This is a genomic window from Streptomyces incanus (assembly GCF_042656345.1).
GTDB lineage: Bacteria > Actinomycetota > Actinomycetes > Streptomycetales > Streptomycetaceae > Streptomyces > Streptomyces incanus.
Genome location: NZ_JBHSPC010000031.1, coordinates 1 through 15,662 on the forward strand (window position 1 = coordinate 1; position 15,662 = coordinate 15,662).

Below are 15,662 nucleotides of genomic sequence, written 5' to 3' on the forward strand. Positions count from 1 at the left end.
CCGCGCGGGCCGGTGAAGAGGCGGGCATCGGGATTCGGGCCGGCGGACAGGACGCGCTGGGCGACGAGGGGACGGATCTCCTCGACGATGGGAACCTTGCGGGCCCGCTTGCCCTTGGTGCCTTTGTCGGTCAGCCCTGCCCTTGTCGATAACCTCATCCATGCAGGTGGGAGTGGGTTTCGGTGCCGATCGTGGTCACCCGCGTCGGCGCTCTCGCTCGGGGGACGGTGGAGGCGGCATGGTGATCGGCCGTGCTGTTGAGACTGGCGTACCTGGGCATGACGAACGCCTTCGCGATGCTGCGACTGCTGCCGATGAGCGACCGGGAGAAGGATGTCGAGATCCTGGCCCTGCGTCATCGGATTGCCGTCCTGGAGCGGCATCTGGACGGGCAGCGGGTCCGGTTCGACGCCGGCGAGCGGGCGTTCCCGGCGTCGTTGCTCCACGGCGTGTCCCACGAGGTGCTACGCCGGATGCGACTGCTGGTCCGGCCGGACACGGTCCTGCGCCGGCACCGCGACCTGATCGTCAGCCGGCACGCCGCCCGGTCCCGGCCCAAGCGCGGCGGCCGGCCTTGCACCGTGCGCTCGATCCGCGTGCTGGTCCTGCGCCTGGCCAGGGAGAACCCCCACTGGGGCTACCGGAGGGTGCATGGCGAACTACTCGTGCTCGGGGTGAAGGTGGCCGCGTCCACGGTCTGGGAGATCCTGAAGGAGGCCGGGATCGAACCGGCACCCCAACGAGCTTCCAGTACCTGGGCCGACTTCCTGCGCTCCCAGGCCGACGCCCTGCCGGCCTGCGACTTCTTCGAGACCGTCACCTTGTCCGGGGCCCGGTTGTACGTGTTCGCGGTGATCGAGCATGCCGGCCGCCGGATCCATGTCCTGGGCGCCACCGCGCATCCGACCGCGTCCTGGGTGGCCCAGGCCGCGAGGAATCTCCTCATGGACCTGGAGGACGTCAACTGCCGGGCGCGGTTCCTGATCCGGGACCGGGACGGCACGTTCCCCGAGCTCTTCGACACTGTCCTGAACGACGCGGGCATCCAGGTGGTGCTCAGCGGCATCCGGATACCGAGAATGAACTCGATCATGGAGCGGTGGGTGCAGACCTGCCGACGAGAACTGCTGGACCGCACCCTGATCTGGGACCGGCGTCACCTCCTGCACGCCCTACGCGAGTTCGAGACGTTCTCCAACGAGCACCGGCCGCACCAGGGCCTCGCGAACGCGCGCCCCCTCCACCCGCTGCCCGCCCCGATCGAGGACCCGGACCGGATCGCCCACCTGGACATACGACGACGGGCCCGACTCGGCGGCACCCTCCAGGAGCACCGGCATGCGGCCTGACCAGCATGGATGTGGTTTTCGGCAAGGGCAGGTCCGGCCGGCGCTGCCCGGGAGGGGTCACCGTATGACGCCAGCGGTGCGGGCTGCGGTCAACCACTGGGGGAATTCCTGCAGGAGCTGGTCGAAGAGGTGGTGGTCGGGGGTGGCCTGCGGGGTGCGGCCGGCATGGAAGAAACCGGCGTTGTCGACGACGCGGCGGGCTGGGACATCGAGGGTGTCCAGCTTGTGCAGGAACGCGAACTCATTGCTGTCGGGGTCACCGAAGCCGACGAACTGCCAGAACAAGGGCAGACGTGCCGCTTTGCAGAGGTAGCGTTCAGCGGCGAGTTTGCTGGTGGGGCCACCGTCGGTCTGGAAGATGACCAGGGCGGGGGTTTCGCTGCCGGAAGCCATGTAGTGGTCGATGACCTCGTCCATGGCCCAGTGGTAGTTCGTGCGCCCCATATGACCGAGGTTTTCGTGCAGCTTGTTGATGCGGCCGTGGTGCCGGCCGAGTACCAGGTCGGTGGAGCCGTCGACGTCCGTGGAGAAGAACACCACCGGCACGACACCGTCGTCATCCAGATGAGCCGACAGCGACAGCACCTGCTCAGCCAGATACTGCATGGTGCCGTCCCGGTAGTAGGAACGCATCGACCCAGAACGATCCAACACGAGATAGACCGCCGCCCGCACACCCTCCAGCCCGTGCCAGTGGACACGGTCGCCCGCCGCCTTGTACAGACTCACCAGATCAGGCGCACGCTCCAGCACCTTGGACAGACTGATGGCCGAGGCACGCTCACCATTGTTCGACGCAATCACCCCTCATGGTGAAGCCTCACCCTGAACCGTTCCGGGTTCGGTAGGGACTCGATCCTCTCAAATGATTGAGTCCCTACCTCACCCGGAACGGTTCACTTCTTGACCGCGACACCGCACACGGAGACGTCGGCCGTGTCCTCCTCGGCCCGGTCGGCGTCCGGGCGCCAGGCGGCCGTAGACACGACCCCCGGCTCCACCAGATCCAGACCGGCGAAGAAGGAGGCGATCTCCTGCGGCGAGCGCAGGTGGTAGGTGTTGGCCGACTGCCCGTTGTAGACCCCGACCGCGGTGTTGAGCGCCTCGTTGGTGTTCGTGCCGTCACTCAGGGCCAGGTAGCTGCCCGAGGGCAGGGCCGACATCAGCGTGCTCACCAGGTCGGCGGGGCGCTCGGCGTCGGAGATCTGCCCCATGATGCCCAGCATGGTCAGGGCGACCGGGCGGCTGAGGTCCAGGGTTGTGGCGGCCTCGGCCAGGATCCGCTCCGGGTCCCTCACGTCGGCGTCGACGTAGGCGCAGGCGCCCCCGGTGCTGCTGGTGAGCAGGGCGCGGGCGTGCACCAGGACGAGGGGGTCGTTGTCGACGTACACGATGCGGCTCTCCGGCGCGATGCGCTGGGCCAGTTCGTGGGTGTTGTCGGCGGTGGGCAGTCCGGTGCCGATGTCGAGGAACTGGCGGACACCGACCTCGCCCGCGAGGAAGCGCACGGCGCGCGCGAGGAACCTCCGCTGCAGCCGCGCGACGGCGGCGAACTCCGGAAAGGTCTTCAGGATGACCTCACCGGCCTCGCTGTCGACGGGGTAGTTGTCCTTGCCTCCCAGCAGGTAGTTCCAGACACGGGCGGAGTGCGGGCGATCGGTCTGCAGCCTGGCCCTGACTTCTTCACGCGGGTGAGTCATGGGGAAAGCTTCACACAGAGCCGTGCATCCGTAGACCAACTATCTTGATACCGGCTTGACTTCGCTCGGGCTGAAGAACGTCGCCAGGGTCGCGACGGCCCGCTGGTGGTCGGACATTTAGTGCTGCAACGGTGCTTGTCGTGACTGCTGGCCAGCTCGGTCGTTGGCGTGGTCGTGGGGTCCCTATGCGCTGACAGCACGCCAGAGGTGGGGGCGGCCCGCATGCTCTGTGCCCCGGTGGGGCCGCCCCAGAACCCGGACGTGACCGTGACGCCCAGGGAGTCGTTGCGCTGATCATGGATGACTACGAGCACCTCGACCCGGATGAGAGCGAGTACACGCCGGTGGATCACACGGCCCAGCGGCTGGCGTTGCTGACCATGGAGGAGGCACACGATCTGCTGCGGCTGCTGCTGACGGTGGCGCAGGAGGAGGGGCCGATGTCGCCGGAGGCGGACCGGCTGGCGAAGGAGATCGCCGCGCGCATCCCGTCGGAGAACTGAGGGCTCCCCGGACAAGCAGTCGGCGTACCGGCCGCCCGGCGGGGCATCCCTTGTCTCCCGGGTCGGGGTACACCTCCAAGGCCCGCGCCGACGAACCCCGAGGTGACCCAGGACACGACTCAGGAAGCGACCCGGAGCGCGCCCCAGGATGCGACTCGCGGACCGGTCGCGACGTATCCCACGCGCGCGTGGGAGGCTCCTCCGGTGAGCACCCTTCGACGCCCTCTCGGCACCGGCCCGAGCACCACCAGGAGCACGCCGACGACGGACACGGCCCTGCGGCTTCTGCCCGTCGAGCGGATCGAGCCCGCTGCACTCCTGGACGACGGCGAGCGCCCGGACGCGGCCGAGCGGAACGGCCGGCGGACCCTCGGGCACGGCATTGCGCGGACGCCGTAGGGCGAGCAAGTTATCCCGTTGGATACTCCGCCGCGCCCGGCCGGGGGCCGAGCCGAGTTATCGGCGAAGACCCTCTTCGGGTTTTTGGCCGGGGGCTGCCGGTGAGCCTCCCCTCGTAACGTGGAGACACCGTGACGGAAGAGGACACTCCCATGTGTAAAAGGCGTCGCTCGATAAAATCTTGACGGACCCTCAGGCCTTGAATGTCAAGCCCCGGGTTTTGTGGACAGTGGGTTAGCTGGTTTTCAGGGGCACGGGTGAGGTGCCGGTCGTTGCGTGGAGGGCTTCGTACTCGGCGGGCGGAACGTGTCCGAGCTCGCCGTGGAGCCTTCGCTGGTTGAACCAGTCGATGTACTCGGCGACGGCGATCTCGACGTCGTTGATACTGGTCCAGGGCCCTTTGTTGCGGATCAGCTCGGCTTTGAACAAACTGTTGAACGCTTCCGCGAGGGCGTTATCGTATGAATCTCCCTTGGAGCCGACCGAGGCCACCGCGTCGGCGAGTCCGAGGCGTTCGGTGTAACGCAGGGCTCGATATTGCACGCCGCGGTCGGAGTGATGGACCAGGCCGGCCAGGTCGCCGCCGGTACGGCGGCGTTTCCATACGGCCATCTCCAGGGCGTCCAGGGCCAGATCGGTGTAGAGGCTGGTGGCGACCTGCCAGCCGACGACCATCCGCGAGAACACGTCGATGACGAAGGCCGCGTACACCCAGCCGGAGTGGGTCTTGATGTAGGTGATGTCGGCGACCCACAGCACGTTGGGCGCTTCTGCGGTGAACTGCCGTTTCACCAGGTCGGCGGGGCGCATGGTCTCGGGTGCGGGGCGGGTGGTGCGCGGGCTCTTGGCTCTGGATACGCCACGCAGGCCGGCGGCGCGCATCAGGCGCTCGACCGTGCAGCGGGCCACCGTGCGTCCGGCGCGCAGGAGTGCGGCGTGGATCTTGCGTGCGCCGTAGACGCCGTAGTTGTCCCGGTGGATCACTTCGATCTCCTCGGTCAGCTCCCGGTCCCGCACAGTGCGGACCGCTTCGGGGCGGGCGTGGGCGGCGTAGTAGGTGCTCGGCGCGATCTCGGCATCGGTCCCGGTCAGGGCCTCGCAGATCGGCTGGACGCCGAACTCCTCTTTGTGCTGGTCGACGTAGGCGACCTTCACCGCAGTGGACGGTCCAGCTCCGCCGCGAAGAAACTCGCCGCAGATTTCAGGATCGAGTTGGCCCGCCTCAACTCCTTTACCTCACGCTCCAGTTCAGCGATCCGGGCGGAGTCCTGGCTGGTGGTTCCGGGACGCAGGCCCTCGTCGGTCTCGGCCCGCTTGACCCAGGTCCGCAGGGCCTCGGGGTGGACGTCGAGCTGGTCGGCGATGCGTTTGACCGCGCCGGTCCGGCCGGCGGGATCCTTCCGGGCCTCGATGGCCAGGCGCGTCGCACGCTCACGCAGTTCGTCGGAGTATTTCCGGGGAGCAGCCATGATCGGGATCCTTCCGGGTATTCGATGTCTCCATCAAACCCGGGGCGGTTCAAAGATCTCGACCTGGTTGGTCCAGGAGGCGTGCACGGGGGTGTGGACCATGACCGCGTTCGGGAATGCGTTGGTCAGGCGGTCTATGGCCTTCTGTCCGCGATGGGAGGAGCCGTTGTCGACGATCCAGAACACGCGCTTGGCGCTTGCGTAGGGTTCCTGGCTCATGACCTGGGTGACCAGGTTCATGAACGGGTCGATGCCGGTGCGTGGTTCGGTGCGGCCGAAGACGTGGGCGTGGTGGACGTCATAGGCGGCCAGGTAGGCCAGGGCTCCGCCGCGGCCGTAGGTGTGGTTGACGCGCATGGCCCGGGCCTGCCCGGGGGCCAGGGTGGGGTGGCAGCGACAGCGGGCCTGGCTGGAGGTTTTCTCGTCCGCGCTGATGACGTACTCGTCACTGCCCAGGGGTTGCCCTGTCGCGTGCCTGGCGTACAAGTCCATGATGCGGGCGGCCTTGGACTGGAAGCCCGGGTCGCGGATGAAGATCCAGGACTGGTACTGCCAGGGCTTGATCGCGTCGCCTTTGAGTCAGCGGCGCACGGTGGAGGCGGACAGGGCCGGCGCGATCCGTCGGGCGACGGCCTCACGGGCCAGTTCCGGGCACGACCAGCGCGACAGAGGGGTTCTGGTCTCGGCAGGTAACTGGCAGGCCATTGCTTTGACTTCGGTGACCTGCAGCGGAGTGAACGAGGGCGGTCGCCCCGACCGCCTGCGGTCGGCCAGGGCGGGCAGGCCACCGGCGGCGAACAGGCCTCGCCAGGTGCGCACCGTGTCCACGTGCATCCGTGTCTGCGCGGCTATCCGGGTGTTGGAGTGCCCCCGGGCCGCCAGAAGCACGATGATTGCCTGCTGTCGGGCCTGATGAGGCGTCTTGTGGCCATAGGCCGTCTTCTTCAGCCGGTGGCGCTCGTTGGCGCTCAGCACGACGGGCACGGCGAGAGCGAGGGGCAAGGGGTGCGTCGGCTGGCGGCGTTCAGTGTGAGGGCTTCGCCGTGGGTGTGCCGGGCGGGTCCTGGCTCATCATTGCCAGCATCGATTGCCATGGTGTTCCGTCGAAGATCAGCATGATTGATGTGATTCCAGTGCCGTCGAGGCGGAAGTGTTCGGCGGTGCGCTGAGTGCCGACCGGGGTGGCGGTATGCACGTCGTAGACGAGTGTGGCCTCGCACTCGCCGTACAGTTCGCTGATCATGTCGACGCCGGTGACCACCTTGAGGAAGCCGGGGAGCCCGGCCAGGTGGCCGGAGGGATCTTCAGAGCTCATGAGCGGGCTGTGGAAGGTGAACGGCTCGGCGAGGTGTGCGACGGCTGCGGGCACGTCCCCACGGAACCTGGCGTCGTGATAGCCCCGGACGGTCTGCCGGGTCCTGTTCTGGGGTGTCATCGCGGTTCGGTCCTTGTCTCGGGGCGGTGGATATCCGGTTCACGGCTGGGTGTTCGTGCCGTCGGCCCGGCTCAGGTACTGGTCGAGTTGATGCTGGTTCTCGACGAGGCGCAGACACAGATGTCGCAGCTGGGCCGTCTCGGCGGGCGTGAATCCTCGGAAGACCGCCGCCATGGCGGCCTGGGTGGGCCGGCGGAAGGACTCCACCCAGTCCAGTCCGGCGGGTGTGATCCGGGCCAGGACTGAACGGCGGTCACGCCGGTCGGGAACCCGCTCAGCCAGTCCGTCGCGTTCGAGGGTGTCGACCAGCCCGGTGGCATTGCGCGAGCTCACTCCAGCCGCCTGGGCCAGCTTGCCAATGCTCAACCCATCATCGGGTGCGGCACTCAGACGGATCAGGAGGTCGAGCGCCCCCGAGCTCAGCCCGCGCCCCTCGGCCCCGCGGGCGCGCAGGCGCTCGATGGCGTGGAAGGCGCTGCGGACCGCGGCTGCGCTTTCGAGGGCGAGGGTGTCCTCGCCGGCGGTGAACTGGGCCATGGCGGACCTCGCCGGCGGTGAACTGGGCCATGGCGGACCTCGCCCGGGGGTCGAAGAGGCTGCCGTCCGGGTCACGGGCGAGGTCTGACGAAGAGTTATGTACTTGCTTCACAATGAAGCAAGACTTCAATATCGACTTCTGCAACCTGCCAACCCCGGCGCACCCCGAGGACGCCGGGGCGCTCCAGCGAGCCCCCTAATCAACCCACGCCTGCCACCCTCCGAGGCCACGAGTCGATCTGGCTGATCTCTCACGGTGACGCCGACCACTGACAGTGCCCCCGGAGCTGACACAGTTGAGCGAGCGGCTATCGGCCCGCGCTCGGCTGTGAGGCTGGACCTGGTCTGCGTTCTGGGGACCAGTTGGGGACCAAACGGCATGCGCGATGCCGAACTTCACACCGCGAAGCGCACGGTATCTGCCCTTGAAATAGCTTGTTTATCCAGATAATCCCGGTAGCCCGCACTCCTGGGGGTCAAGGGGTCGCAGGTTCAAATCCTGTCGTCCCGACTTAATGAAGTCGCGGATCGAGGGGCGGTTCCGGAGCATCCGGAACCGCCCCTCGAGCGTTCTCGGGTGCGGCTTCATCGCAGGCCGAAAGCCGCCTTCCCGGGAATGAGGAGCCGGCCTCCGTGGTTTCCTGGGGCAACGGCGGAGACTGCTGCCGCTCGTTCGTTGCCGCCCCTTCTGATGTGGAGCCGCTCATGACCACAGCGCGGGATCTGCTCGTCGTCGTCATCGACACGCGTTCCGGTCCGTCCGTCGAGCAGGGCGATCTGGCGCTGGCGCTCGCGGGAGCGGAGCTGATCGACCTCATCGACGCCGGAGCCGCCGACCTCGACGGAGACCGGGTGGTGCCGGGCCCGCCGCAGGCAGCGGAGTCGGCCACCGACGATCCCCTCCTGCGGCAGGCCGCGTCCTCGCTGGTCCGGCAGGAAACTCATGAGCCGGTCGAGGACTGGCTGTGGCGCCGGGGCCGCGACCTGGTGGCCGCGTATCTCGCGGGGTTGGAGACCACGGGTCCGGCTGCCGCCCGTTGGCGCGCCCGGAAGCCGTCGCTGAGCATCGACCCGTCGGCGCTGACCGACTCGCCGGCGCGCCGCCACGCGAACGACCGCTGGGCGGCGCACGAACCCGTGCTCACCGTCCTCGCCGCGGCCGCGGGCGTCGGCGCCCGGTACGACGGCGACCCGGGCGACGGCCCCGAGGGCCCCGACGATCTCACGGACCTCGGCAGCGACCGGATCGTGACCGTGCTGGCCGCGGTCAACGAAGCCGTCGTCGAACTGGCCGGTGTGCGGCAAAAGCGGGCCGTCGAGACGGCGGCCTTCGACAACATCTGGCGTGCCGTATGACCCGGCTGTGAAGGGAGACAGGGCCGGCGAACGGCATGGGGCGTGACCATTGCCGTACGCCGGATGCGCCCCCCCCGCACCGCGTCAGCTCAGGCAGCCCGCGTGCGCCAGGGCCTGCCTCAGCAGTACCCCGTGCCCGCCCGGCATCTCGCTCTGCACCGCCTCCGACAGCGCCTCCTGCGGGCTGAACCACACCAGGTCGAGGGCGTCCTGCCGGGGCCGGCAGTCACCCGTCACCGGCACGATGTAGGCGAGGGACACTGCGTGCTGACGCGGGTCGTGGTACGGCGTGACGCCGTGTGTGGGGAAGTACTCCGCGACGGTGAACGGCTGGAGCGACGCCGGGATCCGGGGCAGCGCCACCGGGCCGAGGTCCTTCTCCAGGTGGCGCAGCAGCGCGTCGCGGACCCGCTCGTGGTGCAGCACCCGGCCGGAGACCAGCGTCCGGCTGACCGTGCCGTCGGGTCCTATGCGCAACAGCAGGCCGACGCTGGTGACTTCGCCGCTGTCGTCGACACGGACGGGAACGGACTCGACGTACAGGATCGGCATGCGGGCACGTGTCATCTCCAGTTCGTCGGAGGACAGCCATCCCGGCGTGGTTTCGGTCGTGTCAGACATTGCTTGATCATACTTTCGACGGTTCGGGCTGACGGGGAGGGGAGATCCGGGACGCGTCAGGGTTTCACGGCCACCGCGCCGTACTGCGGTGCCACCGGGACGGAGCCGGCCCGGGCGCGCCACCGCGAGCAGGACACCAGGCCGGGCTCGACCGGGTTCAGCCCTTCGAGGAACGCGGCGATGTCCTCGGCACTGCGAGCCGTGATCGGGGGAGTGGCGTTCTCGTTCCAGAACTCCATCGCGGGGATCTGGTCCTCACCGCCCGCCTCGGCGTCGTAGGTCGGGTGGGTGAGGACGAGGAAGCTGCCGGAGGGAACCGCGTCCATGATCCGTCGGACGGTTCCGCGCGCCTTCTCGGTGTCGAGGACGAAGTTGAGGATGCCCAGCATCATCACCACGACCGGGCGGTCGAAGTCGAGGGTTTGGGCGGCCCGGTCGAGTATGGCGTCCGGGTCGTGCACATCGGCTTCGATGTAGTCGATGGCGCCGTCCCTGGTGCCGGCGAGCAGGGTCCGGGCGTGCATCAGCACGATCGGGTCGTTGTCGACGTAGACGATCCGGGAGCCGGGCGCGATCCGCTGGGCGATCTCGTGGGTGTTGTCCGCGGTGGGCAGCCCGGTGCCGACGTCGAGGAACTGCCGCACACCACGCTCACCGGCCAGATACGTGACGGCCCGCCCCAGGAACTCCCGGTCCGCGCGGGCGATGTCCCGGATGACGGGCATGATCGAGGCGACCTGGTCGCCGACCTGCTGGTCGACCTCGTAGTTGTCCTTGCCGCCGACCCAGTGGTTCCACACGCGTGCGTTGTGCGCCACCGAGGTGTCCGGCCGCGTCGAGCCGCGCGGCGGGGTGTGGCTCTCCTCCACGTCTCTTCCCCTCTCCCTCTCCCTCTCCCTCTCCCTCTCCCTCTCCCTGCCCTTCCCCGCGGCCGGATCCGGCCGTCGCGGCCATTGTGCCCGCGTAGTGATCACGTTGTCCCGGGAATGGGGGCGCGGAGCGGGAGGGGGGATGTCAACGGGACGCGGGGAGCGTCCGGGGGCGTCGTCGGGATCCGTCAGGCCTCGGCGGGGGCGTTCTCCGCCTCGAACATCCAGCGCTGCTTCTCCAGTTCGGCGGTGACGGAGATCAGCAGGTCCTGGGTGACGGGGTCCGCCTTCTCGGTGGCGTCGACGCGTTCGCGCAGCCTTACGATCGCGGTCCCCAGCGCCTCCGCCATCAGCCGCACGACGTCCGCGTCGCGCAGCCAGCCCTCCTCGGGGACGGGCAGCGCGAACACCTTGGCGATGGTCTCGGGGAGGCCGTCCGGCGGCACGCCGAGCGTCGCGGCCCGCTCCGCGACCGTGTCGGCCTGGGTGCGCGCGGTCGAGACCACTTCGTCCAGCTGGAGGTGGACCGAGCGGAACCTCGGACCCACGACGTTCCAATGGGCCTGCTTGCCGATCAGTGAGAGACCGAGGAGATCCACCAGGGTCTCCTGGAGTGCCTTGCCGGCGACCCGGCGGGCCTCGTCGGGCAGGGTGCTCCGCACAACGGTCATGGGGTATCGCTCCTTCTCGGTCGGTTCCGTGGGTTCCGCGAACGCGCGGGTGCCCTCGTTCCCCCGAAGCAAACCCGGGCCCGCCCCGGTGCGCGCAGGGTCCGGCGACGCGTGCGTGAGTACGCCTGCTGCGGCGCGGGCGGGCTCGGCCGCACGGCACGGCGCGTGCGGTGGCAGGGAGCGTCGTGCGAGGTGCGAGGTGCGAGGTGCCGACAGGCGAGACGGCGCATACGGCGATTGCCAGGTGGACATACCATCAGTCCCCGCAATGGACATGATGACGCTCTGGCACCTCACCGGCTGGGAATTCGCCGCCCTCGCCTTCGCAGCCCTGCTCGTGGGCTTCTCCAAGACCGCTGTCAGCGGGGCCAACACGGTCAGCCTCGCCCTCTTCGCGGCGATGCTGCCCGCCCGCGCCTCCACCGGCGTACTGCTGCCCATCCTGATCGCCGGGGACGTGCTCGCCGTCCTCACCTACCGGCGGCACGCCCACTGGCCCACCCTGTGGCGGCTGTTCCCGGCGGTCGCGGCCGGTGTCGTCGTCGGCACCTTCTTCCTGATGTGGGCGGACGACGAGGCCGTGGGGACGTCGATCGGGGCGATCCTGCTGGTGATGGCCGCGGTGACGGTGTGGCGGCGGCGAGCGGCGGACCGGGCCGCGCGAGCCGACGGCGACGCCGAGGGAGAACTCGGCGTACGGAGCGAACGGAGCGGGCCCGAGGAGGGCGCCTCCCGGGCCGGCCGGATCAAGGCCCGCTCGTACGGCGTCCTCGGCGGCTTCACCACCATGGTCGCCAACGCGGGAGGGCCGGTGATGTCCATGTACCTGCTCTCCGCCGGCTTCCGGAAGCTGAGCTTCCTGGGCACGTCGGCGCTCTTCTTCCTGATCGTCAACACGTCCAAGGTGCCGTTCAGCGTGGGCCTCGGACTGATCAACGCGGAATCGCTGCTGCTCGACGCGGCGCTCGTGCTGTTCGTCGTGCCCGGCGCGCTGCTCGGGAAATGGGCCGTGAGCCGGATCAACCAGCGGCTCTTCGAGCAGCTGGTGATCGCGGCGACGGTGGTGGGCGGCGTACAGCTGCTGGTGCGCTGAGCCGGGAGCCGTTGCCGTGCGCACCGGGTCTACCGTCCGAGGAAGGGGCCCTGTCCCCCCGGGACGTCAGGAGTCTCCGGATGGTGCCGGAACCGGCTCGGAGCCGCCGTACGGCCGACCGTCGCCGCCAGTTTGCGCAGCCGCCGCCAGTTCAGGCGCGGGGGTGCCTGGGCCACGCCGGGCCGTTTGCGCGGGACGCGGACGCGGAGCGCGCCGGGCGCGATGCGGCAGCGGACGGGTGCGGGCAGCAGCAGGGCCTCCCCGTCGACCCCGGCCTCGATTTTCGCGCGGTCGCCCTCGATGACGACCTCGGGGGCGGTCAGGACGGTGAGCAGGCCTTGTGAGGGGTCCAGCAGCAGCGCGGCGGCGTCGATCGCGCCCTCCACTTTGACGCCGAGGACACCGAGCACGCCCGAATCCAGCCGCTCCCTTCGGCCGAGGCCGAAGGGGTCGTCCGTGCGGTAGGGGTTGTTGCTGACCAGTACGGCCTGCGGAGCGTCGAGCGTCGTGTCCCCGACACGGGCGACCAGCCGGGCCCCCTGCTGCCCGGTGAGCAGGTCGGGCAGCATCTCCAGGCTGGTGCCGATCTTGTCGTCCCGATACGCGGGACTCTGCACGATCGACGCGTACGCGCCGAAGGACGCGTTGTTCACGAAGGGTTGGTCACCGGCGAAACCCAGGTCGACGCGCAGCTCCACCCCGTCGGTGAGCGCGTCGAGGCAGGCCGCCGGATCGCCGCGGTCCAGGCCCAGGTCCAGGGCGAAGTGGTTGCGGGTTCCGGCGCTGATGACCAGGAACGGGATGTCGTGCTCGGCGGCCACGGCCGCGACCAGCGCCTGCGTGCCGTCACCGCCCGCGGCGCCCAGCAGATCCGCGCCGCCCGCGACGGCCTCCCGGGCCATCGCCGTCACGTCGTTCTCCTTCTCCGGGTCGAGCAGGACGACCCGGGCACCCAGCCGTTCCGCCTTCTCCCGCAGACGGTAGCGGCCCACTTTGCCGCCGCCCGACCGCGGATTCATGATGAGCACCGCCCGCCGGGGCAGCGGCATCCGCCGCTCCCGCTGCCGTTCCCCCGTCCGCTCGCTCCCCGTCCCGCGCAGCGCGAACCGCCCGCTCCACACGGCCAGCGCCCACAGCCCCAGCGACACCGGGAGAGCCCAGAACAGAATGATCGCGTACAGGGCGATGACGGCCGCGGGCACACATACGGCCACCAGCGCGGCCACCCAGCGCAACGGTCCCCGCAGCGTGAGCATCCACCACAGCGCGGCGGCGCTGAGGGCGATCCCCACCACACCGCAGAGCAGCAGCACCAGGCCATGCAGGCCCCCGTAGAGGAGCGGGACCACCACCGCGAGCGCGGCGGCGACCAGGGCCACCCGCGCGGCCCACCGCTGGGCCCGGTAGGCCCGCCTGCTCAAGTCCACGGCCATGACTCCTCCAGTCGCCGGCGTCATCGTAGGCCGTACGAGGCCACGGGCGGCGTCGGCTTCCCCGTCCTGGTCACGGCTCATGTCCGACATCCGCGGGCCTGCCCCGTTCCCGTAACTTCCCTGACCCCTCCCGGTTCCCGCAGCGACCGCAGCGACCGCAGCGACCGCAGCGACCGCAGCGACCGCAGCGACGCCCCGGTGACCAAGGACAGTGGTGACCAAGGACAGTGGTGACCAAGGACAGTGGGGACCGGCGACCTCCGCCGAAGTCACGGCAGCCCGCGAACTCGGCCTGCCGACCGTGGTCGTAAGCCGCCACCCCTCCCGGAAGGCGTGCGGGCGTGCGCGTGGTGCCCGATACGGCGGGCGCCCTGAAGCGGCTCGGGTCTCTTCGACATCCCGGGACTCACCTGTCGTCCCGGGACTCACCTGCCCCGGGGTTCCTGCGCAGCAGATAGGTGTCCATGATCCAGCCCTTGCGCTCGCGGGCCTCGGCGCGCAGCGCTTCGATGCGGGGCGCGGCCTCGGAGAGCGGTCCGGACACGAGGATCTCGTCCGGGGTGCCTATGTAGGCGCCCCAGTAGATGTCGACGTCCTGGTCGGCGTACTGCCGGAAGGTCTGGTGGGCGTCCAGCATCACGACCACGTCGTCCACCCCCTGCGGGAAGCCCTCCGCGAGCCGCCTGCCGGTGGTGATCCGGACCGGGCGGCCGACCCTGCTGAGCCCTGTGCGGTGCCGGGCGGCGAGGGCGGAGACACTGCTGACCCCCGGTACGACGTCGTACTCGAAGGCGACCTCGCCCCGCGCCAGGACCTCCTCGAGAATCGCGAGCGTACTGTCGTACAGCGACGGGTCACCCCACACCAGGAAGGCGCCGACCTGGTCCTCGCCCAGTTCCCCGGCGATCAGCCGGGCGTAGACGTCCGCGCGGGCGCTGCGCCAGTCGCCGACGGCGGCGGAGTAGGCGGCGCCGCCGGCCCGCCGGTCCCGCTCCGGGTCGCGCGCCTCGACGACGCGGTACGCCCCCTCCGGCAGGTGTGTGTCGAGCATGTCCCGGCGGAGGCCGGTCAGATCCGCCTTCACCTCACCCTTGTCGAGGAGGAAGAACACGTCCGTGCCGCGCAGCGCCTTGACCGCCTGCAGGGTCAGCTGGTCGGGGTCGCCCGCACCGATACCGATGACATGAATCCTTCGCACGCCCCCAGTCTGCCGCACGCCACTGACATCGATGCCGATACTCGGGTTCCGGTGCCGTGGCCCAGCCCCTGACCGACGCCCTGCCGGGCTGTCTTCCCGCTGTTCGGTCCGACCGCCGTTTCCACCCTCGAACGCGGCATCCGCCGAGACGACGACCTCGCCCACTCCTACCGCAACCGGCCTCAAGCCGCCTGACAGCCAAGAGGAGCATCACCGGGCCCTCCGCCTCCGCACACCGCCCCGGCCCCGTTGCCGGGAGCCCGCCGTCCGGGCACCTCCCGCCTACGAGCCCTGCCCCCGGGCACCCGCCCGCAGCCGCGGCGCCCGCGCCCCGGCATCCACGGGAACGCCGTCCTCCCGTTCCACCTCCGCCGCCAGCTCCCGGGCCCAGGCGACGACACCGCCGAGGTCGATCCCGTAGGGACGCGACTCTCCGGCGCCCGCCGCCCACTCCTCGGCCGAGCCCGCCCCGCGCCGCAGCAGCCGGGCTCCGCCGGTGGTGTTCCCGCGCGCCGTGTGCGTGAGCCCGACGGCGAGCTGGGCGAGCCCCCGCCACAGCTCCCGTTCCTCCTCGGGCCCCGACTTCCATGCGTCCTCGAACACCTCGTGCGCGTGGAACGGCTTTCCCTCGTCCAGCAGGCGTTGTGCCTCGGCGACGCTCTCCAGTGGCGGCCGGACCACCCCCTCCGGCTGCCGGGGCACCCCCCGCGCCCCGTAGGGCAGCGGTCGCCCCAGCTCGTCCCGGGGCCGCGCGCTGCGCGCCCGCCCGTCACCGTCCCGGGGCCGCGCGCTGCGCGCCCGCCCGTCACCGTCCCGGTCGCGCCTGTCGCCCGCCCGCCCGGAGGCGGACCTGTCCTCCTGGCCCCAGGAGGTGCTGTCCATGCTTCCCATAGCCCGATTGTCCCGCGCCCGGACCGCTTTCGGCCCGGCCGGGGCCGTGGGGTAAAGTACTGACCGCGCGATCACGCGGTTCACCGCATGCGAGCGCATCGGGACGTGGCGCAGCTTGGTAGCGCACTTGACTGGGGG

17 protein-coding genes and 2 pseudogenes are annotated in these 15,662 nt (G+C 70.0%); 5 read left to right on the forward strand and 14 right to left on the reverse strand.

Features of this window, described 5'->3' with window-relative positions; genetic code table 11:
• Nucleotides 1-137 (reverse strand): annotated as a pseudogene (locus tag ACFP2V_RS11715) (site-specific integrase); the annotation flags it as partial.
• A gap of 114 nt (nucleotides 138-251) precedes the next feature.
• Here ACFP2V_RS11715 and ACFP2V_RS11720 point away from each other — a divergent pair.
• Nucleotides 252-1,349, forward strand: coding sequence for an integrase core domain-containing protein (locus tag ACFP2V_RS11720; protein WP_381209594.1), 1,098 nt, complete (start codon nucleotides 252-254; stop codon nucleotides 1,347-1,349).
• Between the two features lie 57 nt (nucleotides 1,350-1,406).
• Here the strand turns inward: ACFP2V_RS11720 and ACFP2V_RS11725 are convergent, their stop codons facing one another.
• Both ACFP2V_RS11725 and ACFP2V_RS11730 read right to left on the reverse strand, forming a co-directional pair.
• Nucleotides 1,407-2,153 (reverse strand): vWA domain-containing protein, encoded by a 747-nt coding sequence (locus ACFP2V_RS11725; RefSeq protein ID WP_381209597.1) that lies wholly within the window; start codon nucleotides 2,151-2,153, stop codon nucleotides 1,407-1,409.
• A gap of 92 nt (nucleotides 2,154-2,245) precedes the next feature.
• The gene (locus ACFP2V_RS11730; protein ID WP_381209600.1) at nucleotides 2,246-3,049 is read right to left on the reverse strand and encodes an SAM-dependent methyltransferase; all 804 of its coding nucleotides are present in this window, start codon (nucleotides 3,047-3,049) and stop codon (nucleotides 2,246-2,248) included.
• A gap of 296 nt (nucleotides 3,050-3,345) precedes the next feature.
• Between ACFP2V_RS11730 and ACFP2V_RS11735 the strand changes: the two genes are divergently transcribed.
• The gene (locus tag ACFP2V_RS11735; protein WP_381209603.1) at nucleotides 3,346-3,552 is read left to right on the forward strand and encodes a DUF6417 family protein; all 207 of its coding nucleotides are present in this window, start codon (nucleotides 3,346-3,348) and stop codon (nucleotides 3,550-3,552) included.
• A 204-nt stretch (nucleotides 3,553-3,756) separates the two neighbouring features.
• Entirely contained in the window at nucleotides 3,757-3,951 is a 195-nt protein-coding gene (locus ACFP2V_RS11740) for a hypothetical protein (RefSeq protein ID WP_381209606.1), read from the forward strand.
• Between the two features lie 234 nt (nucleotides 3,952-4,185).
• Here ACFP2V_RS11740 and ACFP2V_RS11745 read toward each other — a convergent pair.
• The 5 genes and pseudogenes from ACFP2V_RS11745 to ACFP2V_RS11765 form a co-directional block, all read right to left on the reverse strand.
• Nucleotides 4,186-5,420: pseudogene (locus ACFP2V_RS11745) on the reverse strand (IS3 family transposase).
• A gap of 33 nt (nucleotides 5,421-5,453) precedes the next feature.
• Nucleotides 5,454-5,912, reverse strand: coding sequence for a transposase (locus ACFP2V_RS11750; RefSeq protein WP_381209609.1), 459 nt, complete (start codon nucleotides 5,910-5,912; stop codon nucleotides 5,454-5,456).
• 87 nt (nucleotides 5,913-5,999) lie between these two features.
• Nucleotides 6,000-6,404: a helix-turn-helix domain-containing protein gene (locus ACFP2V_RS11755; protein WP_381209612.1), complete on the reverse strand. Its 405-nt coding sequence runs from the start codon at nucleotides 6,402-6,404 to the stop codon at nucleotides 6,000-6,002.
• A gap of 40 nt (nucleotides 6,405-6,444) precedes the next feature.
• Nucleotides 6,445-6,855, reverse strand: coding sequence for a nuclear transport factor 2-like protein (locus ACFP2V_RS11760; protein ID WP_381209615.1), 411 nt, complete (start codon nucleotides 6,853-6,855; stop codon nucleotides 6,445-6,447).
• Nucleotides 6,856-6,894: 39 nt separating this feature from the next.
• Nucleotides 6,895-7,392: a MarR family winged helix-turn-helix transcriptional regulator gene (locus tag ACFP2V_RS11765; protein ID WP_381209618.1), complete on the reverse strand. Its 498-nt coding sequence runs from the start codon at nucleotides 7,390-7,392 to the stop codon at nucleotides 6,895-6,897.
• A 705-nt stretch (nucleotides 7,393-8,097) separates the two neighbouring features.
• Here ACFP2V_RS11765 and ACFP2V_RS11770 point away from each other — a divergent pair.
• The gene (locus ACFP2V_RS11770) at nucleotides 8,098-8,748 is read left to right on the forward strand and encodes a GPP34 family phosphoprotein (RefSeq protein ID WP_381209621.1); all 651 of its coding nucleotides are present in this window, start codon (nucleotides 8,098-8,100) and stop codon (nucleotides 8,746-8,748) included.
• A gap of 84 nt (nucleotides 8,749-8,832) precedes the next feature.
• On the opposite strand, the gene ACFP2V_RS11775 is transcribed toward ACFP2V_RS11770, so the two are convergent.
• The 3 genes from ACFP2V_RS11775 to ACFP2V_RS11785 form a co-directional block, all read right to left on the reverse strand.
• A complete protein-coding gene (locus tag ACFP2V_RS11775) occupies nucleotides 8,833-9,369 on the reverse strand; it encodes an NUDIX hydrolase family protein (protein WP_381209624.1) in 537 nt (178 codons plus the stop codon).
• Between the two features lie 56 nt (nucleotides 9,370-9,425).
• Nucleotides 9,426-10,238: an SAM-dependent methyltransferase gene (locus tag ACFP2V_RS11780; protein ID WP_381209627.1), complete on the reverse strand. Its 813-nt coding sequence runs from the start codon at nucleotides 10,236-10,238 to the stop codon at nucleotides 9,426-9,428.
• A 188-nt stretch (nucleotides 10,239-10,426) separates the two neighbouring features.
• Nucleotides 10,427-10,909, reverse strand: coding sequence for a Dps family protein (locus ACFP2V_RS11785; RefSeq protein ID WP_381209630.1), 483 nt, complete (start codon nucleotides 10,907-10,909; stop codon nucleotides 10,427-10,429).
• Between the two features lie 268 nt (nucleotides 10,910-11,177).
• Here ACFP2V_RS11785 and ACFP2V_RS11790 point away from each other — a divergent pair, with 268 nt between their 5' ends.
• A complete protein-coding gene (locus ACFP2V_RS11790; protein ID WP_381209633.1) occupies nucleotides 11,178-12,002 on the forward strand; it encodes a sulfite exporter TauE/SafE family protein in 825 nt (274 codons plus the stop codon).
• Nucleotides 12,003-12,031: 29 nt separating this feature from the next.
• On the opposite strand, the gene ACFP2V_RS11795 is transcribed toward ACFP2V_RS11790, so the two are convergent.
• The 3 genes from ACFP2V_RS11795 to ACFP2V_RS11805 all read right to left on the reverse strand — a co-directional run bounded on the left by ACFP2V_RS11795 (nucleotide 12,032) and on the right by ACFP2V_RS11805 (nucleotide 15,515).
• Nucleotides 12,032-13,435 carry a diacylglycerol/lipid kinase family protein gene (locus ACFP2V_RS11795; RefSeq protein WP_381209636.1) on the reverse strand — a complete coding sequence of 468 codons (1,404 nt, stop codon included), beginning with the start codon at nucleotides 13,433-13,435 and terminating at the stop codon, nucleotides 12,032-12,034.
• 406 nt (nucleotides 13,436-13,841) lie between these two features.
• Entirely contained in the window at nucleotides 13,842-14,633 is a 792-nt protein-coding gene (cobF, locus tag ACFP2V_RS11800) for a precorrin-6A synthase (deacetylating) (RefSeq protein WP_381209639.1), read from the reverse strand.
• A gap of 282 nt (nucleotides 14,634-14,915) precedes the next feature.
• On the reverse strand, nucleotides 14,916-15,515 hold the full coding sequence (locus tag ACFP2V_RS11805; protein WP_381209642.1) for a DUF309 domain-containing protein: 600 nt from the start codon (nucleotides 15,513-15,515) through the stop codon (nucleotides 14,916-14,918).
• Nucleotides 15,516-15,662 lie beyond the last annotated feature (147 nt).